This is a genomic window from Blastopirellula sp. SH421 (assembly GCF_057808535.1).
The window spans coordinates 2164384-2189751 of the sequence record NZ_CM173712.1 but is presented as its reverse complement, the minus strand read 5'-3'; the positions used below and the strand labels follow the sequence as shown (position 1 = coordinate 2189751).

The window sequence follows — 25368 nt, the reverse complement described above, 5'->3', positions numbered from 1 at the left end:
ATCAGCGAGGCGCCTGCTTGGCGGAGCCTTTGAGATAAGCCTTGTATTGTTCCAGAAAAGCGGCTGGAGGTCGCGACCGGTTGACATCGGCGGCTCCCCCTTGCTGGGCTGAGTTCGACTCGTTGCGGCGCAGCTGATCCTTGCCTGGCGTCAGTCCAAGACTGCGCAGCGCCTCGTCCATCTCTTGCTTGGCGGCAGGATCGGTGGCGGCGTCGGCTGCTTGTTTCATCGCCTTCCAGCGCTGCGTGAACTCGCGGAACTGTTCTTTCGTCCAGCCCAGGTCATTTAGCATTTCCTGGTCCGGTTCTTTTTGATCGTGCTCTAACTTGTCAAGCACCAGATCGGTCGCTTTACGCGCGTAGTCCAGGTTCGCTTTATCTCCACCATGCTCGGGACCGCCGGCGTCTGGAGTCGCGTTTTGTTGGCTGGGCATGCCGCCGCCTCCGGTGGGATTACCATCGCCAAACTGGTTGGACTCGTTGTTGCTTTCCGGCTTTTGACCGGTCTGCTGGTTCGGCTCGCCTGGCTTGCCGCCGCCTGACTTGTCGCCGCCACCCTCGCTATCGCGGCCGCTCCCTTCTCCCTTTTCATCTCCGGGGGCGCCGGTTTGCTTGTCGGTCTTTTGCTGATCGCCTGCTTTAGTGCCGACTTCGCCGTCTCCGCGCTGCTTAGAAGCGGAAGCTCCCTTGTCGGCGGCGCTGGTCTCGCCGGGGGAATCATGCCCTTGCTGTTTCGCCGCTTGTCCACCGCCTGAGTCGCCGCCGCCTGAGCGGTCTCCGTCGGATTCCCCCTTGCTGTCGTTCTGCTTGTTTTCTTTGTGATCGCCAACGGCGCTCTTGGGCCCTGATTCACTCTTTTTTTCGCCGCCATCGGGTTTGCTCATTTTATCGGACGCTTCATTCGGAGCGCCATCCGGCGAAGAGGGACTTCCTTGATCCTCATCGGCGCCGGGGTTTCCGGCTCCTGAAGATCCCGCATCGCCGACGCCGTTATCGCCTTTGCGTTCTTCCCCCTGGGGATCGGATTTTTGTTCCGTCGGGGTATGACCACCTTTGGTTGACTCACCGCCGGCTTCGTCGCCTTGCTGATCTTTCATCTCGCCGTCACCATCCTGACGGCCAGGCTGTTGATCTTCGGCTTGAGGGCCTGCCGACTTCATACCGCCGGTTTGGCGCGAGTTGTCTGCATTGGAGTCGGCGCCGGATTGCGAAGGATCAGGCTCGCCTCCTTGTTGCGGAGTTCGATTTTCCATCGCTTCGTGATCGCGATCTTGCTTCTGACCCGAGTCGGTAGGTTGCGAGTCGCCGTCATCAGCTTGCTCGCCGGGAAGCGTGCTCTCTTGCTCGCCGCTCTTTTCGCCGCCGTCTGCTTGCTGTTCCTGTTTGTCGAGAAATTTTTGAATCCGCTCAAAGGCGTCGCCATCTTGCGAACCATCGGCCGAAAGCGGCTTGGGCTGAACCTGTTGGTTAGGGTCTTGGGCCCCTTGCTGATTCTGTCCCCCTTGCTGCTGACCAGCTTGTTGATTCTGGCCGGCTGGCTGCTTGTCGCCAGCGTTCATGCCGCCTTGTTGACCACCTTGTGGTTGGTCGCCACCCTGCTGACCGCCTTGCTGTTTGTCACCGCCTTGCTGACCACCCTGTTGTTTGTCACCAGCTTGCTGCATCCCGCCGCCTTGCTGACCATCCTGCTGTTGGTCGCCACCTTGTTGACCACCCTGTTGTTTGTCACCACCTTGCTGCATCCCGCCGCCTTGTTGACCATCCTGCTGTTGGTCGCCACCCTGCTGACCGCCTTGCTGTTTGTCGCCACCTTGCTGGCCACCCTGCTGTTTGTCGCCGCCTTGTTGACCACCTTGCTGCTTATCACCACCTTGCTGGCCACCTTGTTGCTTGTCGCCACCTTGCTGGCCACCCTGCTGCTTGTCACCGCCTTGCTGGCCATCTTGCTGTTTGTCACCGCCTTGTTGACCATCTTGCGGTTTGTCGCCTGCTTGTTGGCCATCCTGCGGTTTGTCGCCGCCTTGTTGGCCTTCTTGCGGCTTGTCGCCTGCTTGTTGGCCATCCTGCATTTGTTCGCCCCCTTGCTGACCATCTTGAGGTTGGCCAGCTTCCTGCTCTCCATCTTGCTGCTTGTCGCCGGCTTTTGGGGGAATCTGCTTTTCGGCGCCTTGTTCAGGTTCAGTGATTTCGATGGTCAGCGCGCGCGAGGTCGTTACGTTGGGGGTTGGTCGACCGGAAGCGTCGGTTCGATTGTCTTCGGCCAGCGCGTAGACGATGATCTTGTCGCCTGACTTCAGCTTTTGTTCGCTGGGCACAAAGCGATACGTTTCCAGCACATTACCGGTCGTCGATTGCTGCAAGAGCGGCGTGCGGAGTCGTTCTTTGCCATCCATTTCGCCGATCACTGTCAACTGCCGCACGGCATAGTCGGGATCGATCGCACGAAACTCTAGTGCGGCTCCCCCGTTGGCCGGCACGCGAATTTTTTCGTCGGTCGGACGGAGCAACTCCACTTCTGGCGAGAGGTCGCGGATCACTTCGATCGGATAGGCGACCGGGTAGGGGTTCAAATCTCCAGCAGCCGTTTTAAACCGAAGTTGATAGCGGCGATGTTTGGGAGCGGTTTCGATCTTGGTGGGATCGTCAGTCGCCGGCTTACGCAACAGTTCGAGCACAAACGTCCCGATTGCCTGCGTCGGGTCTTCGGTACTGACCGTCAATTTGGTGCGCACGATTCTGGCTTGCTCACCTGCATCTGGGTCAAACTCGATGAATGCTTCTTCCATCGGTAAGTTCGCGAGCGCTCTTACCGTCACGCGCGTCGCTTCGAGCGCTTTGATAGCGCCTTCGCTCAATTGCGTGATCGGCGTTTCTTGGGTGTAAGCGGGATAGTCATAGCGAATATCAACCACTTCAATCGACGGCGCCGGCATCGCGGTAATGTCGTAGTCGCGCGTCTTGGCGTCGCCAGCTTGGATAAAGTAGGCCAGATCGTGCTGGATTCCTTGGCCTTCAGGTGCAATCATGCCGCGAAAATAAATGCCGCTTTCATCCGGCTCGAGCGCCAATTTTTGCTCGACGATCCGGCGATCAGCAGATGAGTAATAGAGCTCGACCTTTTCGTCGTCGTCGATGTTGTAAACCTTCACGGCCACTTCGACGGTTTGACCTTGATAGATCTGCACATCGCCTGGCAGGACTTCGACAATGTCAACGCGCGAGGGGCGCGAAATGTCGGCCCAGGGAGAAATCACCCGTTGCACTGTGAGCAACGGATCCTTGGGAGACGCGATCTTGTAAACCACAAACGCCAACGCGACCGCGGCGAACAGATAGCCTATACGAATCGCTTTGGAAAAATCGACCGTCGTCTCGGTCGCGTATTCTTTTAAGTCCGATGCAGCCCGCTGCTGAACTGTTTCGAGCACGGCGCGATGGACCGGCGTCGCTTCTTGCTTGAGCAGCAAAAAGTTGATCAAGCCGTTCTTCAGAGCCGGTTGCCCTTGTTCAATCATCCGCGCTGCGTAAACCGGGCTAATTGTCCGCCAGAGCAGCGGCAGAATAGCCGACCAGACAAAATAGCCAGCGCTTGCCAAAAAGGTGACCAGCGCCGCCAAGCGGAGCGGAAAACTAAGGTCGAGCACCCAATGATCAATAAACGCCAGCAACAGCAGAAATGTGATCGCTCCGGCGGCAAACAGCATGCAGGCGGCCGCTAGTTCCGCGATTTTCAACTGCCAACGAGTCTTGCGCAGCTTCTTTTGAATCAAACGATCATCGTTGACCTGATTGTGAAGTGCATCGGAGATCGTTGAGTCTCTGGTATCTGTCGCCATGACTAGCCAAGGGGAAGAGCATTAACGTGTTGCGATACCATGTTTTATATCGCGCAGCGGATGAAACGTCAGCTAAAAAGCGATTTGTCTCTCTATTATAGACGCTGTCTGGGGGTTGGTTGTTTTTTTGTCGCACTTCCTCCCCCCAGGTAGAGTGTGCTTGAGAGGAGCAAAAAAAAACGGGAGCAAGTCCGAATTCCGCGGCGGAATTCGGACTCGCTCCCGTTTTTTCCTTTTATATTCAACGCCGCATCAGGCGCTGGGGCGGAAATTGCGTGCTTTGGCGAGCGCTTCGTGCAGTTTAATTTGCTCTTCGGTGGTCAGCTTGGTCTCTTCGACGTAGATCTCGTTGATGTGATAGAGCTGCTTCAAATAGGGGAGGTCGGTCGCACTGATCGGCGTGTTCATCAGAACGATGCCGCGTAATTTCGGCAACTTTCGCAATTCCAGCAATTGCTCTCCGCGAACATTCGACTGGCTCAGATCAATCCACTCCAGGTTCTTCAGCTTGGCGATGTCAGCAAACGCTTGGCCGTCCAGTTTCGTGTGATGCAGATGGAGCTCACGCAGTGATTGCAGGGGCGAAAAATGTTTGGCCGCGGCCGAGCTGATTTCGGTTTCACTTAGGGTTAGCGATTCAAGCTGAGACAATTCGGCCAGGTAAGCAAGCCCCTCGTCGGTGATTTTTGAAGCGGTCAGGTCCAGCTCTCGTAGATTGGGGAAATCACCGATTGTGGAGAGAAATTGATCCCCAATGCCGGTACGGCCGACGTTCAATTTTTGAATCTTCAACTGCTGCTTCGCCAGCGGACACGATTGATCGAGCAGCGACGACTTGGCTAGCGACAAATCGATCAGATTGGGCAAGCCCGTCAGACGACGAAAATCATCGACTGAAAACTGCCCCGTAGGACAGCTAAGCTGAAGTTGCTGCAGCGTAGGGACAGCGCAAATTTCAGTGACTAGCGCGGTGCTGGCCTTGCCGCCGTCAATCAACAACGTTTTCAAATGCGGAAACGAGCGATCATCCAGCGCCCAGGGCAATGTGAGTTCGCTGTTACGAATGTTGAATTGATTCAGATTGGGCAAGCCGCGGAGACCGCCGATTACCGTTTGATTGATCTCCAAATCGGTAAACTCAACTTGCTCCAGCTTCCGAAGTTCTTCCAGTCCAAAAAAGCTGTCGGGAGAAGCCTTGGTTTTGGCGATTAGCAGCGCCTTGAGCGGGCTAAGCGTCGTGACGACGCGAATGCCTTTGTCGTCAAAGCTTTCGTGCAACTGCAACTCGGTCAGTTGATGCAACTGTACGAGCACATCGCCCAGTTCGTCTCCAAATTTGGTTTTATGTAGTGAAAGAAGCTTTACGTCAGGAAGTTGCAGCAACAATTTCCATTGCTCCGGCTTTAGCTTGTTCCCTTCGATCCGGACGCAGGCGTATTCGTGCCAGTGGAAGAGCTCGGAGCGGAGCGAATCGGCGTAACCAAAGGTGCAGCCGGCCTGCTCTAACTCAGCAACGACCGCTTCGGTGTCGAGCGTTTGATCACTCAATACCTGAGGAATCAGCTGCGCCGGCAGAGGCGCAGGCTGTGCGACTGCAATAGAAAGCACAAGCAGTGGTAAAATCAATGTTGCGATGCAACAACGAAGCGAAACCATATTGAACCTCCTGCTCAAAAGGACGCCGCCTTGTACGCCCAATCGGCGTCTGTCACATGCCCCAGCGTCGCGTGTATCCAATTATTGCTGCTCTTTCAAATTTTGCGACTTCAACTTTGCCTCCGGCGAAGCTTGCGGCTCAACAAAACTTATCGAGGCGCTAATGATTAGCTGAGGCCATTTTTGTTGTAGCCCCTGCAATCCCTGTTTCGTCACCGTCGTATTGCGAACGTTCAACGTATTCAGTCGCTTCATCTGACTCAATTTCTCTAAGCCGGCGTCAGTGATTTTTGTATGCGCCAAATTCAAATTCGCCAACAGCGGCAGCTGATGCAGCGCATCGAGATCGGCGTCTTTGATGGTTGAATTGGCCAACTCAAGTCGATGCAAATCTCGCAGACTGCCGATCGGCCCGATTCCGCCGTGGATGACACTGTCGTTCATCGTCAAAAACTGCAGCTCTTGCAGTTGGGCGAGCGGCTTCAGTTGCTCTGCCGTGGTGCGAACATTGCGTAGGTTGAGACTACGTAGATGAGAGAGCTTACCGATCTCAGCAAAACCGGCGCCATCCACGCTTAACAGACTGAGAAATAACATCTCAAGCTGCGGTAGTTCACCCAGGCCAGCCAAGTCACTCGATTTCAATTTGTCGGATTGGAGCGTCAGATTGGTCAGGCTACGCACATTCGCCAAGTAATAAAAGCAATCGCCGTCAAAGCTTGCATTTTGAATCGTGAGGTTTTCTAGAAATCGAAGTTCTTCGAGATACCACAATCCGTTGTTGCTCAGCTTTTGTCCGTCAATCAGCAGCGTCCGCAAGTTGGTTAGCTGCGCAATCTGCCGCATGTCATCATCGGTAGGCTGCGAGTGGAGATAAAGATATTCCAACTCACGCAACTGCATGATCGCTGCCCACGAGCTTTCGTTCAGTTGGAACGAACGTCCCAGCCAAAGGCGCTCGACATGGGGGAGCTTGACTAAGTGACGCAGATTTTCTTCGGACGCGGGTGCATCGACAAAATTGACGTTGAAGAGCATTTGCCCTTCCGCGTTTTCATAATAGTTAACGCTGGCGCCGCCGCTGCGTAACGCTTCGGTCGCTTCCAGGATCGCTGGAGAGAGGGCAACTTCCTCGGCCCAAGTAGCAAAAGGGGCGAGCAGCAGTAGCAAGACTCCCCCAGCTAGCTGCAGTGACCTTAAACCCAACATGCGTTCCATTCCGAATAAAAGCTGCATCCATTCTGAATTATGCGATACCAGAACAGATTTACCCAATTGCGTCAAACTGACTCTAGCAGCTTGCAATTAACGCTGCTGGTAATTCTACACACCCTCTGCCGTGTGGAATCGAAAGAAACAGACAAATCGCCGTCGAATTGCTTCGACCGTTCGAGTATCTGTTCCCCTAAAGCAAATAATACGGCGTAAACCGGCGGTAGGTTGGCGTCTTCGCTAGAATTGCAAGATGATAAAAAGGCGCCTGATTTAGACAACTGCGATGATAACCGCCGCTTGCCCCTGCGGGGTTATGCTGAGATTAAGCACAGGACCGGTCGGCGCGGTGATCGCCTGACGCACCAAATTGAGCGGACACGCTGGATCAGGCGTATCGTAGTTCAAAATGGGGAAGAGCGTCTTTTCGCGCATTGCGATCAAACTGGCGATCAGCTCGACGACACCGCCTGCAGCGCCTAGATTGCCAAAATTGCTTTTGGCTGCAACTACCGGGGGCTGTTTTGCTAATTCGCCAAATACATCCACAATCGCTGCCGCTTCTAGCTGATCGCTATCGACGGTCGCCAAGCCATGGGCATGAATGTGGCCAATGTCTGCCGGGGACAGTTGGGCTTCGCGTAGAGCCGCACGCATTGCATTGACCAGCGCCAGCCGACGATTCGACTCACCATTTCTGGCAATTACAGTCGACATCCCTTGGCCCAGAATCTCCGCCAAAGGCTTTGCGCCACGAGTTTGGGCATGCTCGAGTGACTCCAGAATCATCGCGCCCGAACCTTCGCCCAAGACCATGCCGCTGCGGTTCTGATCAAAGGGGCGGCAGAGACCGGCAGATTCGCCGGTAGCAATCGTTTCTTGCAGCACCGTATGGACCGAACGCATCTCATGGACGCGAGTTCCGGTCGCCCCGGTGACAATCACATCCGCATGACCGCGGCCAATCGTCATATAGGACTCACCGATAGCCGCGTTGGACGACGCTTCGCGCAGAGTCAATGAGTTGTTGGGCCCGCGCATGTCGTTAAAAATTGCAATGTGGCTCGCCGGCATGTTGGGCAAATATTTGAGCAACCAAAGCGGGTTGATCTCGGGCATACCTTGGCTTGCCCAAGTATCAAGACTGCGCCGATTGAGTTCGCTCTCACTCTGCTTTACCCCGGAGGCATATTCTTCCGGCAGCGTCATCATGTAATCCGACCCATAGACGACGCCAGCGCGCTCTGGATCAAACTTGCCGATCGTCAAATCTGCGTGATGCAGCGCAACTTGCGCAGCTGCGACGCCCATTTGAATCTCACGACACATCACTTTGAGATTTTTACGAATCGAGCGTTGCTGCGCTTTGTCGAGCGGACCAAACTCTTCGATCGCGCCGGTAAAGGCCAGGGCTTCGGCGCCGTACGCAGTTGGCAAAGCGTCTTCTGGCAAGCTTTTCAGCCGCGCAACAGCATTCCGAGAGGTTGACAGTCCATCCCACAACTCTTCGGTCGTATTACCGAAGGGCGTGATGCAACCGTAACCGGTGACGACGACGCGGCGCTGTCCAACTTCCGCCATAGCTCAACTTCTAAACGATGCGGTCACCGTGGGGACATTCCCCCCCTGGTAACCGGAGTGATGCAGGATGTAAACCGTGTATTTACTTAGAGTTCTGTATTTTAAGCATGCTTTCCCGGCGTGTCGACGGGAGCCCTTCGCGAGAGTCACGCTTATCGTCGCTTAATAACGGCCCCGATTGTCAATCGCCGCGGCATCCGGCGTGATCGCTGCTTGCCCCGGTTTCGCTTTGGCTGGGCCCAGATATTCGACGAACATCAATCCATCCGCTCGGGCTGGGCCAGTCGGTATCGGCAGAGATAGCGGAAATGAGGCGGCCGTTGAGACGCCCATATCGGGCTGGGCCACTACACCGCAGCTAATTAACAACACTTGGTCCGAAGGCCAGCGGAATCGCTCGTGGAGTCGCCAGCTGACCATTTGGGGGATTTGAACTTGGATCGTTTGAGTTTTGCCGGTCGCGGTGGGGACATCGATATCAACGTTCACAAACTTCTCAATTTGATCCACACTGCACTTCAGCACGGCGTCAATTGTCTTGTCATTCGGAGCCAAGAGCGGGCTCACCTCTAGCGAAAATCCCGCTTCAATTTGATCACTTTGCAGTTCGTAGCCCGGCCAGGTTGCGGTTGCTCGGACCGATCGCATAAATGTTTGCGGCTTGAGCATCGAGACGGCGCTCGACTGTCCATTGTGAATCAGCAGGTTGGCAGCTTGGTGCTCTTTATAATCGCTCCGCTTGCGCAGGCTATCGAGCAAAATCGCGGCGTTTTCTTTGCTCAGCAACCAGGCCTCGATCCCTGGCGTTTTCACCGAGACTGGTTGCATCATACGATAGGCCAATCTGCGCCAATTGGGACTTTTTACCGTAACCAGTCGCAACCCCAGCGTTTTCACTTCGGCCTGACTTTCCACAAAGTCCTCGACCACATCTCGGACAATCTGCTGCATCTCCGGAGTGTGATATACCCGTAGCGTGTTTTTGTCGGCGTGCAGCATTCCAAGCGGTTCGCTAAACCAGACGTCAGTACCGGTTTCTCGCAAAATCCAGTCGATAATCGCTTGCTCAGGCTTCGCTGTCGTCGTCACACGAAGCGTGTAGGGGGAGATGTCGTAGTCGCGCCAAACTTGGCCTTGATCGTGCGGCAACTCGTTCAGACCGCTCTTTACTTTTAAGAGCGATCCCGAGGGGGGCAGGGCTTCGCTCCGTGGAGCCGAGGAAGCTGCCGACTCTGCCGAAGCGGTTCTGATCGCTTCGTTAGGACTGCGCCAGGCCGAATTCGCAACCGCATCTGGTGCACCGGATCCTGCTGCCGAGACATTGGGGGCAGCAGCGACTGGAGTCAGCGGAGCGGCAGCGGCTTTATCGCTTTCGCTCAACGGAGATGGAGGCTTGACCGTGGGAATCGGCCGAGCGGTCGCTTGCGAGCTAACTCTTCCCGCTTCTTGAGCGTAGGTCGAACCTCCGCCGATCAGGAGCAGGGTCAGCATCATCATCCAAGTTCGCATCATAGCCGTCATCCTTGTCGGCGCGAAAACGATCATCCACGTCACGTCAACGCGAGCCAATAGGGTCCAGAATTCGGGCGAAGTATAGAAGTCGAGCCTAGCAGCCACAAGATCGATCGGCACGAACTTGCCAGAATCGCTCAAGTTCTCCCCCTTGATTGCCGGCAACTTAGGCTGCTAGCGGTGACTACAGAAGATCGCTGAGCCAGTCGTCGTCCGCCGGTTTCGGCTTTTGCGGCTGCTCGGCGGCAGGTTTCGTAGCGGGTGGAGCAGGGGACGCTGGTTTTGGATTGGGAGTGGATGCAGGCGCGGATTCGCTGTTGGCCGGTCGAGCCGCAGGACTTGATTTGCCGCTGGAGGATGAGGATGTTGCTGGCTTCGTCGCAGCGTTGGTCTGAGCAGGGCGAATCATTTTCCGAACTGGCGCGGCGGCGGTGGTCTTTGGCTGGGACTTCGATCTGCTGGGAAATTCGGCGTCGGGAAGATCAAAATCAAGCGGCGCGCTCGAGTTGGCCGCTTTGCTCTTTGCGGAAGCCGCATTCTTACTCTGGAAAGCGGTAAAGGCCGCTACGACCGCACTTGCTGCAGGCGCCGTGTTATCAACGGCGGTTTCGCGCATCGCCTGCTCCTTCGCCAAGATCCGCTTGCGCGTGGGATCATGCAGCAGGCCAATCAACTGCATGACGCGATACCAGCCGATCCAAACAACTACCAGCAGCGGCAAGGTCAGCAACGCCCACAACCCCATCCGAAAGTGGGCGACCGCGAGAAAAATAATCGTCATCACGACGCCGCCGATCGCGGAGTAATACATCACATCGCGGGGACGTGATGATTCGTGCAGTTGGCTGGCGAACCAAGCTTCCCACTTGGTCGTCGGCACTTCCAGCACCACGAGATTCTCCGCTTTGAGATCTTCGAAGTAGGTTTCGAGATAGAGATGCCAGCCGCATTGCTGACAAAACTTAGCGCCGGGCTTCAACGAGTTGGCGCATTTCGGACAGATCCGACCAACATTGTCTTCTTCCAAGGGGACCGCGTCGTAGCTCGCTTCGACAGTTTGGGCGAACTCGTTTTCATCCGACGCTTTGACTGGGACAAGACTTACGCATTTCGGACAGCGGATCGTTGTCCCCGCAAGTTGCGGTTTGACGCGCAACAACACGCCGCAGCAGGGGCAAACAATGCGAAGGTCAGCCATGAATAATCCTTAACGAGTCAGACGCATTCCCCAAGTTTCTCGGCTGGTGACTAAAATTGCAACAAACCAGAACAGCGCTGACGCTTGCCGCAACGGTGATTTTTGATGCGTAAAAGAGGGAATTAAGCACTCAACCGGGAATAAAAAGAGGTTCAAAATTAGAATAATGAGTATTAGGCCAGAGTTGCGATAGCTTTTTTATTTTTTCAACTAACACCCCCGCCCCAGGCAGTTTGGTTGCATAATTGGTGAATCTAGCGCATATGAAGAGGATGACGTAGCCTCTTTTCTTCCCTCCGCGGACTGTTTTCCAGCATTCGCTCCCTCCTGAAGATTTATGTATTTCAAATTTAAATGCCCGCAATGCGGCCAGTCGCTTAAAGTACGCCAGGAACTTGCCGGTCAGAAACGAAACTGTCCTTACTGCAAGGCCAGCGTTCGGATTCCGGCCACGACGGAGATCGATATGGATCTGCCGCCGGTGGAATCTTCAGGTTTTCCGAGCTTTGACGATGGAGGCGGCTCGCCGTTAGGCGGGCTCGATCTTGGCAATCTGCAAACCGACCCATTGTCAACCAAAACGGCGGCGAAGGCCGGTGGCAAGAAAGGGGCTGCAACCCCATCGCCGCGCAAGACCACTGCCAAGGCAGCCAGCACATCGTCCGCCTCTTCGGATGGTGGAGGAGAGTTCACTGATCCGAGTGACGTCGGCTTGGTCGCGACCGGGATATTTGGTTTTTTTGCTGCGGCCATCTTCCTGACTTTGCTGTGGCCTTCTAAGGGAACGTATATCGGCGATCTCTTCTTAGCCGGCGGTTTCCAGGGAGTGATGATCCAATTTCTCTCCACGTTCATGTTCTTTTGGGCGATGGGGATTCTATGGAAGAAAAACCGCAAGATCAGACGTCAGCGTGATTATCTGTTGATGGATGTGCTGCCCACTGACATTTCGCCCGAAATTCGGATCGATACGCTCGATCGCTTTGTCGACAACATTCGCCAACTGCCAGGCGAACATGGCGAAAGCTTTTTGATCAATCGCGTCCTCCGCGGGCTGCAGCATTTCCGCGTGCGGCGCAACGCCGCCGAGACGGTGACGATGATGGCGTCGCAATCCGAAATCGACTCAAACAACGTCGCATCCAGCTATACGGCGATCAAAGTGTTGATCTGGGCGATCCCGACGATGGGTTTTATCGGGACGGTGCTTGGTATTAGTTTGGCGGTCGCCTCACTGGCCGGAGCATTGGGTGGCGACGATACTTCTCAACTGATGGCCTCGTTGACCTCGATGTTCTCAGGGCTGGGGACTGCGTTTAATACGACGCTGGTCGCGCTGGTCATGAGCATGATCATCAAGTTTCCGATGGCTTCGCTGCAAAAGAGCGAAGAAGGAGTGTTGAACTGGGTCGACGAATATTGCAACGAAAACCTGCTCCGTCGCTTGAACGATGGTCGTGAACACGTCGAAGAAAAACCGACCGGACCACTCGACACCAAGATCTTTCGCCGCGCTGTCGAAGAAGCGATGGCCGCACAGCAAGGGGAACTGGAAGTCTGGATCCAAAAGCTGGAGTTGGTTGGCCAGACAATTACCAAGCAGACCATCGGCGGCTGGAGTGAAATCCAAGCCAAGATGCTCGAAAGTCAAAAAGATATCACCTCGCAGGTGATGGAGCAGGTCCAAGCCAAGACCGGCGAAATGCAAACTCGGCAGGAAGAAATGCGGGTCGAGCTACAGGACCAACTGACGCAGATGCAGGAAATCGGCGCTCAGTTGCAAGCGACCTTGACTGCACTCGCCAGCGCCGCGTCACAAACCTCGAACCAAATGAACGCCAACGTCGCCGCTTCGACAGAACGTCTGGAAGGCTACTTCAGCGGGGTCGAACGGGGTCTGACTGGTCTGAATGATGTGCTGTCGAAGCTGGGTAACGATACCGTTGTTGTTCAACAAGTCGAAGCACCAACCAACGGCGGCGGTTGGTTCGGATTGGGGGGCGGCACGAAGACGAAAGCACGTCGTAACGGTAAACGCTAATGGCCAGACGCAGACAAGAAGGAGGCGATGACGTATCGCTCTTTCCGTTTCTTAGCGTGCTGGCCTGCGTGATCGGCACGTTAACGATGATTATCGCCGCGGTCGCGGTCCAGGCGCTGGACAACCCCACCGTCGATCAAGCGATCAAGTACGAAGAAAAAAAAGCGGAACTCGCCGAAGAGGATAAAGCGTTGGCGCTGTTGAACGCCGAGCTAAAAAAGAAAGAATCGCAGCTTAAAAAAGAGCAGTCGGCCGAGCAGAAGAAGCTGGAAGACGCCAAAAAGCGGCTCGCCGAATTGCTGGCGAAACTGGACGAGGCGCAGAGTAAGTTGGCGCAAATCTCGCTCGACGGACCGAAGGTCGATCTCGCCGGCGATGCTGAATCGCTGAAAGAGATGGAAGCGGAGCTAAAGTCTCGGCGCGAAAAAATCGCCCAGATGGAAAAGGAAGTCGCCGAACGCAAGCTGCCGCCGAAAGAGTCGGAGGTTTCGATTTTGCCCGGCGGATCAGGCGTAGGGTTTGACCCGACCTTTGTCGAATGCGACGAGGGGCGAATCGTCATCCATGACGGCGCCAAAACGACGCCTGTACGCACGAATGAATTGAACACCAATCCCGATTTCGCCAAGGTCCTGGCCGATGTCAAAGCCAACGACAAAGGCTCACTCGTCTTTTTGATTCGAGATGACGGTTTAGACACTTATCGCGCGGCCCAAAATTTTGCCCGCGCGAAAGGGGTCAAAAATGGTAAACTGCCGGTGATCGGCGACGGACGGATCGATTTGAGCTACTTCAAAAAGAAAACCCCTGAATAATGGCCAAGCGTAAACCAGATAATGACGAAGACGGCGGACTCGATTCGCTGCTTGATACGATGTTTAACGTCGTCGGCATTTTGCTGATCGTGTTGGTCATCATTCAGCTGGGCGTGCAAAAAACGGTGGAACGGATCGCGGCGACGGCGGCGGTGGATCCAGCGGCGCTTGAAGCGATGATTAAGCGACTCGAAGAAGCCCATAAAGAAAAGCTCAAAGTCCAGACGACGATTGAGGAACTCAATCCCGATGAGTCAAAGCTCGAAGAACTGCTCAAACGTCTGCAATCCGAATCGGTCGCCAAAGAAGCGACCCTTGTTGGCAAAGAAGGTGATTTAAAGAAAGCTCTGATCGCCCAAAAAGCGCAAAAAGAGATGGAGATGAAGTCGAGCGAGATGAAGAAGGAGCGTGAAAAGCTCTCGACTGAATTGAACTCAAGTCTGGAGAAGCTTGCCAGTCTTGAAGCGCGACTTGATGAGTCGAAACCGCGTGCGCAACTTCCTCCCAAGATTGTCAACATGCCCGATCCGCGGCCGGCGCCGGAGGGGATTAAAGAGGCGGTCTTGTTATGCGTTGGCAACCGCATCTTTCCGCTTAATCCGACCGAGCTGCGTGAGGACGCCAAAAAACGGGCCGAATATCAGCTTTCGCGTGGTCTGAAAAAGTATGTAAAAGACCCAGAGCAAGGGGTCGACGCCAAAGAGTTTGTCGAAGATTTCAATCAGCGCGTTTTGCAAGACGATTACTTTAAAGCGGAGATGTACGCTTCAGGACGAAATCCCAGCTTACGATTGACCCCTCGCGAAAGCGAAGGTTTTACGATCGCCGAAATTGAGAATCCCCGTTCTCGCTTCCAAAAGCTGTTGCTCTCGACCGATCCCCAAAAATATTATTTTCGGTTCTTTGTCATGCCTGACAGCTTTGAGTCGTATGTCGCGGTTCGTCGCGTCGTAGACAAAGCCGGCTATCTATCTGGCTGGGAACCGCAGCCACCGAACTGGCAATACACGACCTGGATCGGCGGCAAAGTGAAATTTGGCCCAGAACCAAAGGTCGATCCCAATGCGCCGAAACCAGCCCCATCGACGCCTGCTCCCAAACCAAACGTGCTCGACTAATTGTCTGCAAGCTCTCCTTTACATTCTCAAGCTCGGTCTGCTGACCGAGCTTTTTTATTGCGCTCTACTGCAATCTTCGGCGGCGATTTTGTACCGCTTGTAAGGATTACGCCGTTGATACGGTCCCTGTTCCACGCATGAAATACGCCAGAGCACTGAGTAGCCTGCTGTTACCGAAAAAAGATCATTTGATTTGCTATTCGCAACCTACGCTTTGACAGCTTAGAAAACCGCAAATACTAGCCCCCAATCGCGTTAGTGTGTGAATAAGCTCCCCCCAACAATCTGCCCAGTCCATCGAAAATCGCTTCTTGGCGGAAGGCGTTTTTGATTTTTCCCACCAGTACTTTGATACTTGCGAGACCTCGCTATGTCCGCTGCCGAACCATCGCTCGATATCGCTTGGATGCTAATCTGCGCTGCCTTGGTCATGCTGATGCAAGGTGGTTTTTGTCTATTGGAAAGCGGCATGTCCCGCGCCAAAAACAGCATCAATGTGGCGCTGAAGAACCTAGTCGACTTCTGCATCTCGAGCGTCATCTTTTGGGCATTTGGTTTCGCGCTCATGTTTGGCGTCAGTTACCACGGGCTCTTCGGGACGACTAACTTTTTTCTGGAGGATTCAGCCGCCCCTTGGTTGATGGCGTTCCTCTTCTTTCAACTAGTTTTCTGCGGCACTGCGACCACAATTATCTCTGGCGCCGTGGCCGAACGGATTCGCTTCCAAGGTTATTTTGTGATCAGTGTGGTTGTCTCGGCGATCATCTATCCGCTCTTTGGGCATTGGGCTTGGGGAGGCGCAGTGGAAGGAACCCCGAGCGGCTGGCTCGCTCAGCTTGGATTTATTGACTTCGCCGGCTCGACGGTCGTTCACTCGGTTGGCGGATGGGTTGCATTGGCCGCAGTGATCGTGATTGGTCCGCGGATTGGTCGCTTTGAAGGGGGCGAAGACCGACCGATCTCGGGACACAATCTCACCCTGGCGACTTTTGGAACGCTGGTGCTGTGGTTTGGCTGGTTCGGTTTCAACGGCGGCAGCACACTCAGCATGAATAGCGACGTTCCCAAGATTTTAGTGAACACGAATCTCGCTGGTTCGATGGGGGCGCTCACCTGTTTGGCCCTTTCCAAATGGATCTGCAAGCGCCCCGATGTCGGCCAAGTCATGAATGGCGCGATCGCAGGTCTAGTTGGCGTCACCGCTTCTTGTAATATTTTGCAGCCATGGGCGGCGGCGCTGGTGGGAGTTGGCTCTGGCCTAATCTGCACCGGCGTAACCTACTTACTTCCGAAAATGAAAATTGATGATGTGATCGGCGCTGTTCCGGCTCACGCTTGTGCCGGTTGCTTTGGCACGATCGCACTCGCACTCTTGGCTGACCCGGTTCACTTTGGTGAAGGGGTAACGCGTTGGCATCAGCTTGGAGTGCAGATGCTAGGGGTTGGAACCTGTTTTGCCTGGGCGTTTGGCGGCGGCTTCATCTTCATCTCATTGGCCAACTGCATCATGCCGCTGCGTGTTCCTCGCGAGGATGAACTGCGGGGCTTGAATATCTCAGAACATGGGGCCAGCACCGAACTAATCGACTTACTTTCCGACATGCAGCGCCATCGCAGTCTGGGAGACTTCACTGAAGAGGTCCATGTCGAACCGCACACCGAAGTGGGACAGATCGCAGCCGAATACAACCGCGTACTGTCGAAGGTCAACTGCGAAATCAAGCAACGCGGCGAGGCCGAACGACGCTTCCGCGAGATCTTTGAAAATGCAGTCGAAGGGATTTACCAGACCACGCCTGAAGGCTGCTTTGTGACGGCGAACCCGGCGCTGGCTCGGTTATTGGGCTACCAGGATCTGGCATCGCTACGTGACGAGATTCAGAATGTCGCAACGGATGTTTACGTCAAGCCGGATCGACGCGAAGAATTCATCGACGAAATCAATCAAAACGGCGTCGCCTTCAACTTCGAGTCGGAGATTCGTCGCGCAAACGGCACGTTCGCCTGGATCTCTGAAAACGCATCGGCTCGGCGCAACCAAAATGGAGACGTGCTGTACTACGAAGGAACTGTCGAGGATATCACAGAACGTCGTAAGTCGCAGAAACTAGCGGGCGAAATCAAAGCGGCCGAAGCAGCCAACGAAGCGAAGAGCACGTTCCTGGCCAGCATGAGCCACGAAATTCGGACGCCGCTCAACGGCGTGATCGGCTTCCTCGATCTGTTGCATACCACCAAGCTAGACGAACAGCAAGGACGATTTGTCGAACTCGCCAAGTCCTCGGCTAGTTCGCTGTTGCATCTGATTAATGACATTCTCGATCTCTCGAAAATCGAAGCCGGCGGTATTGAACTTGAACAATCCGAGTTCGTCCTGATCGACTTGATCGAATCGGTTCCAGAAATGTTCGCGCCGCAATGTCGCATGACCGGGCTAGAACTGAACAGCAGCATCGCTACTGACGTCCCTCAAGCGGCGATCGGTGACAGCGAACGGATTCGTCAGGTGTTGATTAACCTCTTCGCCAATGCGGTGAAGTTCACCGAGACCGGCGGCGTGTTTCTGCGGGTTGAACGCGAACGCTCGGTTGCATCCGCAGACGACTCGACAACACGTATCCGCTTTTCGGTCGAAGATACCGGCATCGGCGTCCCGCGGGCCAAGCTGCAACGGCTCTTCAAAGCGTTCTCGCAAGTCGATGCTACGACAACGCGCCGCTATGGCGGAACGGGGCTCGGCTTGGCGATTTGTAAGCAATTAGTGGAATTAATGGGAGGCGAAATCGGCGTCGAGAGCGAAGTCGGTAAAGGCTCTACATTTTGGTTTACGCTGCCGCTGCAAGCGATCGAACGATCAACCTGTAATCTGATCCCCAACATCCAGGGGCTGCGTGTGTTGGCCGTTGACGACAATCACATGAACTTGCAGGTGATCAAAGAACAACTACAAGCCTGGGGAGTCGAAGTGGCGACAGCCGGCAATGGCCGACGTGCGTTAGCTCTGATGGAAGACGCCGCCAAACGCCAAGTCCCATTTCAATTGGCGATCTTGGATCACTTGATGCCGGAACTGGACGGACTCCGCTTGGCTCACTTGATCAACGAAAACGAGTTGCTCAACGATACGCGGTTGTTGATGCTCACTTCGTACGAGCATACGATCTCGCAAGCCGAATTAAAAACGTTGGACATGCTTTGCCTGCCGAAACCGGTCCGACAAACGAGGCTACGCGACGCGCTGGTCGCCTTGACAGGCGAGCGATCTCCGCGGCAATCGAAACACCAAATCGAAGATGCGCAGGCGATAACAGAGCGAGTTCTACGGGAAGGACACATCCTGGTTGTCGATGACAACGAAATCAACCGGATTGTCGCGAAAGAGATCCTACAGTCCGAAGGATTCCAGGTTTCACTCGCTGAAAACGGCCGTCAGGCGGTCGAAAAAATCCAAAGCGATACGTTCGATCTGGTGCTAATGGACTGCGAAATGCCCGAAATGGATGGTTTTGCCGCAACACGAATGATTCGCAATCTGGCCAACAATGGACATGCCGAATTGGCTCTGTTGCCGATTGTAGCGCTAACCGCTCAAGCGGTGCGCGGCGATAAAGAACGCTGTCTAGCCGCCGGGATGAGCGGCTACGTAATGAAACCGGTCAACCGCGCAGAACTCATTGCTACCATTGTCGATTGCTTGTCGCGGAAGCCCCCCAGCGCCGCTAATCCGATTCTGCTCACGGCGGATGATGCATTCACGCCTAGCGCTGCAACGACTAGGGAACCAGTCTCGTTGGAGAGTTCGATCGACGTCGACGATCTAATGGTGCGTTGCGGCGACAATGACGATCTGGCCCGCATGATCTTGCAGAAATTTCGTGTCCGCTCGACGCAAGATGCAGCCGATTTGGCGACAGAAATCGCCGCTGGCCGCGCCGAGGGCGTCGCCAAACTAGCCCACTCGCTAAAAGGTATGGCCGCGAATATTTCGGCCAAACAAGTCGCTGCCGCTGCCGCCCTGCTTGAACAGGCTGCCAAAGCCAGCCAAACCGCCGAGTTAGCCACTCTCTTTTCTAGCGTCACCGCACGTCTGGAAACCTGCGAAATCGCGATCGATCGTCTCCTTGCCGGGACGGAAATCGGAGACCAAGAATAACATGAAAGCCTCGCTCTCTGCCGCCGAACCAGCCGCTGACATTCTGATTGTTGACGATGACGATATTTCGCTCGACCTTTTGCGCTATGCATTAGAAGCGCAGAGCTTTCGCGTTTGGTCGGCCAGCAATGGGGCCGAAGCGTTACGCGTGCTCGAAGCGCAACACATCAATCTGGTGGTCACCGACTGGGAAATGCCGGAACTGAACGGACTAGAGTTTTGTCGCGAAGTTCGTCGCCGACAATCTGGCCACTACATTTATGTCATCTTGCTAACCAGTCACGGCGATCGAGACGAAATCGTCGAAGGCATGGCCGCCGGAGCCGACGACTTTATCGTCAAACCGTTCAATCCGCCAGAGTTATTAGCTCGCATCCACGCCGGGCGTCGCGTGTTGGCGCTGGAAACGCGTGATCTCGTGATTTTCGCACTCGCGCGACTCGCCGAGTCGCGTGATACCGATACTGGTCAACATCTCGAGCGCGTTCGGCTGTACTCGCGACGTTTGGCGGAAGAGTTAGCCGCTTCTTCAGCCTTCCCCGACGAAATCGACGCGGAGTTTATTCGCCTGGTTTTCCAGACCAGCCCGCTGCATGACATTGGTAAAGTTGGAATTCCCGACGCGGTGCTGCTAAAGCCTGACAAGCTGACCAGCGAAGAGTTTGACATCATGAAGCGGCACACGATCATCGGCGCCGAAACCCTGGACGCCGCGCTCAGTCAGTTTCCGCATGCTCGTTTCTTACAGGTCGCGCGAGACATTGCGATCGGACACCACGAAAAATGGAACGGGCTCGGCTATCCCTACGGTTTGATGGGCCAGCAGATTCCGTTGGCGGCACGCATCGTCGCGGTGGCGGATGTCTACGACGCATTAACGACGCGCCGCATTTATAAAGACGCATTTCCCCACCTCGAAGCGGAAGCAATGATCATCGCCGAGACTGGTGAGCATTTTGATCCGGTCATTGTCACCGCATTTCAGCGCTGCAGTCACGAGTTTGTGCGGATCTCGCAGCGGTACGCCAATCAGCACGAACCAGTGACCTGCGGCGTGTAGGCGCGCACGGCTACCCGGCACAAGGGACTGGCCTGCTAATCTGGTTTCGATCGGATTGATGGCTATGATAGGAATTGGGGGACTCCTTCGGGATCACTAGGATGTGATTGCCGAGCTCAGGCGTCCTACAATAGGGGCCGTCGATTGAACAACCAATCGACGGTCAGCATCGATTGGTCGAGTAAAAATAGAAGCGAGTCGAACCCAATGCCAACCGAAAAAGAAAAGATGTTGGCAGGCGAGTTGTACGATGCGCTGGATCCAGAATTGATCGCCGCGCGAGCCGCCGCCCAAGACCTGTGTCATGATTTCAACGCGTCACGTGAGAACCAGCCAGACGAACGCCGTAAAATTTTGCGGCAGTTGCTGGGCGGCGGAGGTGATTCGGCCTGGATTCAGCCGCCGTTTTATTGTGACTATGGTAAGCAGATTTATCTCGGTGAGCGCGTCTATTTCAATTTTAACTGCGTCGTGCTGGATGTATGCGAAGTCCGCATCGGCGACTTTACCTTCTTGGGGCCCGGCGTCCACATCTACACGGCGACGCATCCGCTGAATGCCGAACTCCGGCGGTCGCAAGAGTTTGGGAAGCCGGTCACCATTGGCGCCGACGTCTGGATCGGAGGCGGCGCGATTATTTGCCCCGGCGTCACCATCGGAGCCAAAACGGTGATCGGCGCAGGCAGCGTCGTCACCAAGGATATCCCCGCCGGCGTTTTAGCCGCCGGCAATCCCTGCCGATTCATCCGCGAAATCCCAACCTAACGTGATCTCGCCCCCCAAACCTCTTTACCGCTTTTGAACTAGTTGGGCGCCGAAAACCGATGCGTTGGGACCGGTCGACCAGGTCGGAAGAATTGCGTTTGCTGCCGCTCGATGCTCACGCCAAACTGCTTGGCGGCGGCATCGATCGCATCGTCCACTTGCTGGCGAAGTTCTTCTGGCGAGATGCCAACGCGCGCATTGACGACGATATCGGCTTCTTTCGTCTCACAGTTCGAGGGGAGCGACATGACCGGCCCGGTGTCGCTGCTCACCAAATTGGCGACTCCGTAAAAACCTTCCCACAGCCCAATCGTCTTAAGATGCGCCGTTTCGGCGGTTGAGTTTGCGAAGGACTTTTGCAACGAGTGCATAATCGCCATCAGAAACGCATCCAAGTCAAAAGCGGTGGTTGCGGTCGCCTTCATGCTGCTGTTGAGCCAGCCCAGTTCCGCTTCTCCTTCGGCATAGACGTCATAGTCAATTTCGAGGATCTTTTTGCCAAACTCGCCGCGTTGATCAATCAGTTCCAGCAGCCCATCAAAGCCGGCGCCGGTCTTGGCCGAGGTCCGCAAGATCGGCGTTCCGGGGAACTCTTGATTGATCAGGTCAGCCAGCAGATCAACTTTTTCCGTTTCAAGTTCATCGATCCGGTTGATGATCACAAAGTCGGCTTCTTCCAGTTGCTTTTTGAAGATGTAAGCTGCTTTGGGAGAGAAGCCGCCGTTGTCTTCGCCCTGCAAGATGCGAAGCCCATGCGACGGCTTTAGGATCACGCCGTACGGCGCTACATCAAACTGAGCATCAAACATGCGGATCAGCGGCTGCACGACAGTCGCGACCAAATCGGTGCAACTACCGACCGGCTCGGCGATGACAATGTCAGGACGATCTTCGGCCGCAAGCTTTTCGACGGTGCCGGTCAACTCATTAAAGTTGCAGCAGAAGCAAGCGCCGGCAACTTCACCCACGCGAAAACCTTGCGAGCGGAGCGTCTGCGTATCCACCAGATCGGTCGCTTGATCGTTAGTCACGATCCCGACGTTCAATCCTTGCTCGCGGTAATGCTGAGCCAAACGGCCAATCGTGGTCGTTTTGCCAGCGCCCAAAAATCCGCCGATCATAACAAAGCGAATCAAGCCGGTTTCGTTGGCGGAAGTTGACATCCAATAGCTCCTGGAAGAATTTTCGCGAGGGTTGAATTCTGAAATTACTCAGGGGATGGGATCGGTTCGATCACGTAGAGTCGCAGCAACTTTTGATACAGTCCGCAGCCGAGAATCGCACCGATGATCGGCGCCACGATGTAAACCGTCCCCATGCCGATTCCGTTGGGCCCTGGGATCGCGGCGCTCCCCCAGCCAGCAAAATAAGCGAATACCCGCGGCCCGAAATCGCGGGCCGGATTAAAGCAGGCCTGCGTCAACGGTGCGATCACGCAAATCAGCACGGCGACACTCAAGCCAATAAAGACCGGCGCCAGATTCTTGGGGCCACCTAGATTTTCTTTTTCGGTAGTGGCCAACACCACAATCGCCAGGATCGCGGTTCCTAGCACCTCAGCCAGAAAAGCCATCGGCTGGTTGAAACTCGCTTGCCATTGGGCCAAGTTCTCAGCGGTCACGCTTTCGCTCCCCAGCTTGCCCGGGTTGGGATAGTACTCGCCAAAACACATCGCCGTCACAATGCTGGCGGTCTCGCCGCGAACGATCCCTCGCTCGGCTTCGACCGCACTAAAAAACGACGCGTTGATCGCAAACAACACCGCCGCTGCCGCGATCGCGCCGACCAATTGAGCGCCGATATAGGGCAACACGCGGCGAGCCGGAAACAGCCCCCAGGTGGACAGCCCAATCGTGATCGCCGGGTTAATATGAGCGCCGCTGATTGGCCCGACCGTGTAAATTGCCAGCATGATCGCCACGCCCCAGACGATGCCAACTTGCCAAAGTCCGGCCATATCTCCATGCAGTACCGCTGTTTGCACAGCGCCTAGGCCAAAGAAAATTAGCAGGAACGTACCGATCACCTCGGCAAGACAACAGATCCAAAGGGGGCGGGGAATCATCAATTGACCTTCAACGTTTTGCCGGGGAAGAGTAGGGTAGTCCCTATTTTAACCGCGCTACCGCGACGGCTCATCCCCAAGTAATATCCCGGGAGAGGGAACATTCAAACGCCCATTTGAACCAAAATCTGTCTGATTTCAAGATCCATTCCCCTTTGCAGCTGATTTTTCGGTTCCGCTTCCTACTACCCGCTCCTCCTTCCGTTGCAGGCCGCTCTGTGGAAACGTCACTTCATCGTCAACTGAAAACCTTGTACGCCGGCGAAGACGCCGCAACCGAGGTGCAGTTTGGCCGCTTTCGGATTGACGCCGTCGTCGGTCAAGAGCTGATCGAAGTGCAGTGCGCCTCGCTCTCGGCGATTGGCCGCAAGATCGCTGTCCTGGTACAGCAGCGACCGGTTCGCGTCGTCAAACCGCTGATCGCCCGCAAACGCATCATCAAGCGCGATACCAGCGGCGGCCAAGTGCTCAGCAATCGCCTGAGCCCGAAGAAGGGAACCTGGCTCGATCTGTTTGACGAGTTGATCTATTTCACCAAAGTTTTTCCGCACGCCAACCTGACGTTGGAAGTGCCGCTGATCCATATCGAAGAGCATCGCCTGCCGGGACACGGTCGCCGTCGCCGTCAGCGGGTGAACGATCACACCGTCGAAGACACGCATCTAGTCGAAGTGCTGGAGACCCGGCGCGTAACCACCGCCGATCAGCTGTGGAAATTTTTGCCCGGCAAACTGCCCAAAGAATTTGATACCGGCGACCTAGCCCGGATGCTTGGCTGCCAGCGCTGGATCGCGCAGCGCATCGCCTATTGCCTGCGCGAAACAGGCGCCGCCGAGATCATCGGCAAACGGGGCAAAGCGGTCCTCTATGCGAAAGTAAAAAAGCGGAAGAAATTGAAAGCTGCGTAGCGATACCGATCCTTGGGAAAAGGTTTTTCTTCGCACCACATATCGACTAAGATCGGGCATCTTTTCACCCGCTCTTCTCCTGGTCCGCTATGTCGCGAGTGCAACGCATTCTGAAACTTTGCCTAACCCTGGCGTTTGTCGCCGGCGTCGTCATGTTCGGTCTGGCCAAACGCGAGCAACAGCCGATCCAAGCCGAATACGATCGGCTAACCGCCAAGTTTGGCGAGATGCCGAGGGTCTCGCCGGATCGCTATCAAGTGTTGCGATTGCCGACGGAGGAGCCGTGGGATTTTTTGTGGCGGTTTGGGCACCCTGAGAACACTGGGATTATTATCGAAAACAGGATCACTTTCGGAGGCAGCGTTCTTGGTGGCAATTTCTATTCGCGAATCGAAGGAGACGAAGATTCGGTCATTCGCTTTCACATCGATTTTGATGGACCACAATTGCGATCCTTCCTTAAGTTTAATGAGACGACATCGACATACGATTCCGGAGCTAAGCAGACGGCCGCTGCTTTTCGCGATCACTGGAATGAATTGAAAGTGGAGACGATCTCGTCCACCGGCCTCGTCGAATTTCCGACGGAGAAAATCTTCGACTTAATTCGCATCACAGCACCCGAGAAGTTTGCGGACGGTTCGTCAATCAAAAGCGGGCCGAATGGCCTGTGCGTGCAAATCCGCATCGGCACGCAAGCTGCCTTTGACCAAGAGGCACATGCAGCCGCCGAGAAGCAACCATGAACAGAGACGCAAAGCGTGCGAACGACTCGCGCGACCTGAATCGAACGCGACCTTCGTTGTGGCGATTTAGTCTGGTTTCAATGATGTCGACCACCGCGGTTTTCTCTGTCTGGATGGCTTCTTTTCTAACGCGGCAAGAAACCAATCGAATGCAGTTGCTACTGCCGAGTCTACGCGAAGTTGCTCGCCAGTTGCGTGTCGAAGATCCTCAACAATACGGAGCCGTTCGCCATCTAGAGTTGTTCGACGATGATTATCGCTGGAGAATTTACCTGCCGCCGGATCACAAATATCAGCTGTGTCTGGCCACCAAGAACTTCGATCCTCAATACTTTCCTGATCACCCCCAGCCAAGCCCTTCAATGGTCGCCCCCATCGACTCAGGCGAACATGAACTGATGCTAACGCTAATTCAATCGCAGACGCAAGAAGCGTGGATCATAGAAGCGAGCGTCGACGGTCAGGTCGTCATGCAAGAGTCGCAGCCATTGAAGTGGAATCCCATCAACGAGTCTTGGGGAGGCAGCAAGATCGCCGGCAATCAACAACGACCGCTGCATGAGCCGCTGGAGTTATTGGCTCAGATCTTCTACGTGGTCCATCCGGAAGATACATCAACTTGGAGCACGAAGAACTCTGAGAACGGACTTCGTCTCTGGATTGAGAAACTAGAAACGAAAAAGCAGAAATAACAAAGCCGCCT

The 25368-nt window shown here is 55.0% G+C and carries 17 protein-coding genes; 9 read left to right on the top strand and 8 right to left on the bottom strand.

All coding sequences use genetic code 11. The features are described 5' to 3' along the window. Window position 1: 1 nt before the first annotated feature. From SH421x_RS09015 to SH421x_RS08990, 6 genes are all read right to left on the bottom strand, one after another. A complete protein-coding gene (locus SH421x_RS09015) occupies window positions 2-3835 on the bottom strand; it encodes a hypothetical protein (RefSeq protein WP_488855102.1) in 3834 nt (1277 codons plus the stop codon). 252 nt (window positions 3836-4087) lie between these two features. Continuing rightward, a complete protein-coding gene (locus tag SH421x_RS09010; protein WP_488855101.1) occupies window positions 4088-5491 on the bottom strand; it encodes a leucine-rich repeat domain-containing protein in 1404 nt (467 codons plus the stop codon). A gap of 81 nt (window positions 5492-5572) precedes the next feature. Further along, a complete protein-coding gene (locus SH421x_RS09005) occupies window positions 5573-6700 on the bottom strand; it encodes a leucine-rich repeat domain-containing protein (protein ID WP_488855100.1) in 1128 nt (375 codons plus the stop codon). Window positions 6701-6976: 276 nt separating this feature from the next. After that, window positions 6977-8284 (bottom strand): beta-ketoacyl-[acyl-carrier-protein] synthase family protein, encoded by a 1308-nt coding sequence (locus tag SH421x_RS09000; protein WP_488855099.1) that lies wholly within the window; start codon window positions 8282-8284, stop codon window positions 6977-6979. A 162-nt stretch (window positions 8285-8446) separates the two neighbouring features. Continuing rightward, a complete protein-coding gene (locus tag SH421x_RS08995) occupies window positions 8447-9796 on the bottom strand; it encodes a hypothetical protein (RefSeq protein WP_488855098.1) in 1350 nt (449 codons plus the stop codon). Between the two features lie 184 nt (window positions 9797-9980). Continuing rightward, a complete protein-coding gene (locus SH421x_RS08990) occupies window positions 9981-10994 on the bottom strand; it encodes a zinc ribbon domain-containing protein (protein WP_488855097.1) in 1014 nt (337 codons plus the stop codon). Window positions 10995-11460: 466 nt separating this feature from the next. Between SH421x_RS08990 and SH421x_RS08985 the strand changes: the two genes are divergently transcribed. The 6 genes from SH421x_RS08985 to SH421x_RS08960 all read left to right on the top strand — a co-directional run bounded on the left by SH421x_RS08985 (window position 11461) and on the right by SH421x_RS08960 (window position 20946). Next, window positions 11461-13035 (top strand): MotA/TolQ/ExbB proton channel family protein, encoded by a 1575-nt coding sequence (locus SH421x_RS08985; RefSeq protein WP_488855096.1) that lies wholly within the window; start codon window positions 11461-11463, stop codon window positions 13033-13035. Continuing rightward, window positions 13035-13850, top strand: a complete 816-nt coding sequence (locus SH421x_RS08980; protein WP_488855095.1) for a hypothetical protein — start codon at window positions 13035-13037, stop codon at window positions 13848-13850. Before SH421x_RS08985 ends, SH421x_RS08980 begins: the two co-directional genes overlap by 1 nt. Further along, window positions 13850-14968: a hypothetical protein gene (locus SH421x_RS08975; RefSeq protein ID WP_488855094.1), complete on the top strand. Its 1119-nt coding sequence runs from the start codon at window positions 13850-13852 to the stop codon at window positions 14966-14968. Before SH421x_RS08980 ends, SH421x_RS08975 begins: the two co-directional genes overlap by 1 nt. Before the next feature lie 370 nt (window positions 14969-15338). Further along, window positions 15339-19121, top strand: coding sequence for an ammonium transporter (amt, locus tag SH421x_RS08970; RefSeq protein WP_488855093.1), 3783 nt, complete (start codon window positions 15339-15341; stop codon window positions 19119-19121). Window position 19122: 1 nt separating this feature from the next. Next, window positions 19123-20181, top strand: a complete 1059-nt coding sequence (locus SH421x_RS08965) for a response regulator (RefSeq protein WP_488855092.1) — start codon at window positions 19123-19125, stop codon at window positions 20179-20181. 207 nt (window positions 20182-20388) lie between these two features. Further along, entirely contained in the window at window positions 20389-20946 is a 558-nt protein-coding gene (locus tag SH421x_RS08960) for a sugar O-acetyltransferase (protein ID WP_488855091.1), read from the top strand. A gap of 38 nt (window positions 20947-20984) precedes the next feature. Here the strand turns inward: SH421x_RS08960 and SH421x_RS08955 are convergent, their stop codons facing one another. Further along, entirely contained in the window at window positions 20985-22109 is a 1125-nt protein-coding gene (locus tag SH421x_RS08955) for a GTP-binding protein (RefSeq protein ID WP_488855090.1), read from the bottom strand. 44 nt (window positions 22110-22153) lie between these two features. Beyond that, entirely contained in the window at window positions 22154-23011 is an 858-nt protein-coding gene (locus SH421x_RS08950) for an MIP/aquaporin family protein (protein WP_488855089.1), read from the bottom strand. 218 nt (window positions 23012-23229) lie between these two features. Between SH421x_RS08950 and SH421x_RS08945 the strand changes: the two genes are divergently transcribed. The 3 genes from SH421x_RS08945 to SH421x_RS08935 all read left to right on the top strand — a co-directional run bounded on the left by SH421x_RS08945 (window position 23230) and on the right by SH421x_RS08935 (window position 25357). Beyond that, the gene (locus SH421x_RS08945; protein ID WP_488855088.1) at window positions 23230-23919 is read left to right on the top strand and encodes a DUF8091 domain-containing protein; all 690 of its coding nucleotides are present in this window, start codon (window positions 23230-23232) and stop codon (window positions 23917-23919) included. A 98-nt stretch (window positions 23920-24017) separates the two neighbouring features. Continuing rightward, window positions 24018-24665 carry a hypothetical protein gene (locus SH421x_RS08940; protein WP_488855087.1) on the top strand — a complete coding sequence of 216 codons (648 nt, stop codon included), beginning with the start codon at window positions 24018-24020 and terminating at the stop codon, window positions 24663-24665. After that, window positions 24662-25357 carry a hypothetical protein gene (locus SH421x_RS08935; protein ID WP_488855086.1) on the top strand — a complete coding sequence of 232 codons (696 nt, stop codon included), beginning with the start codon at window positions 24662-24664 and terminating at the stop codon, window positions 25355-25357. The genes SH421x_RS08940 and SH421x_RS08935 overlap by 4 nt, the downstream gene beginning before the upstream one ends. The last annotated feature ends 11 nt before the right edge of the window (window positions 25358-25368 follow it).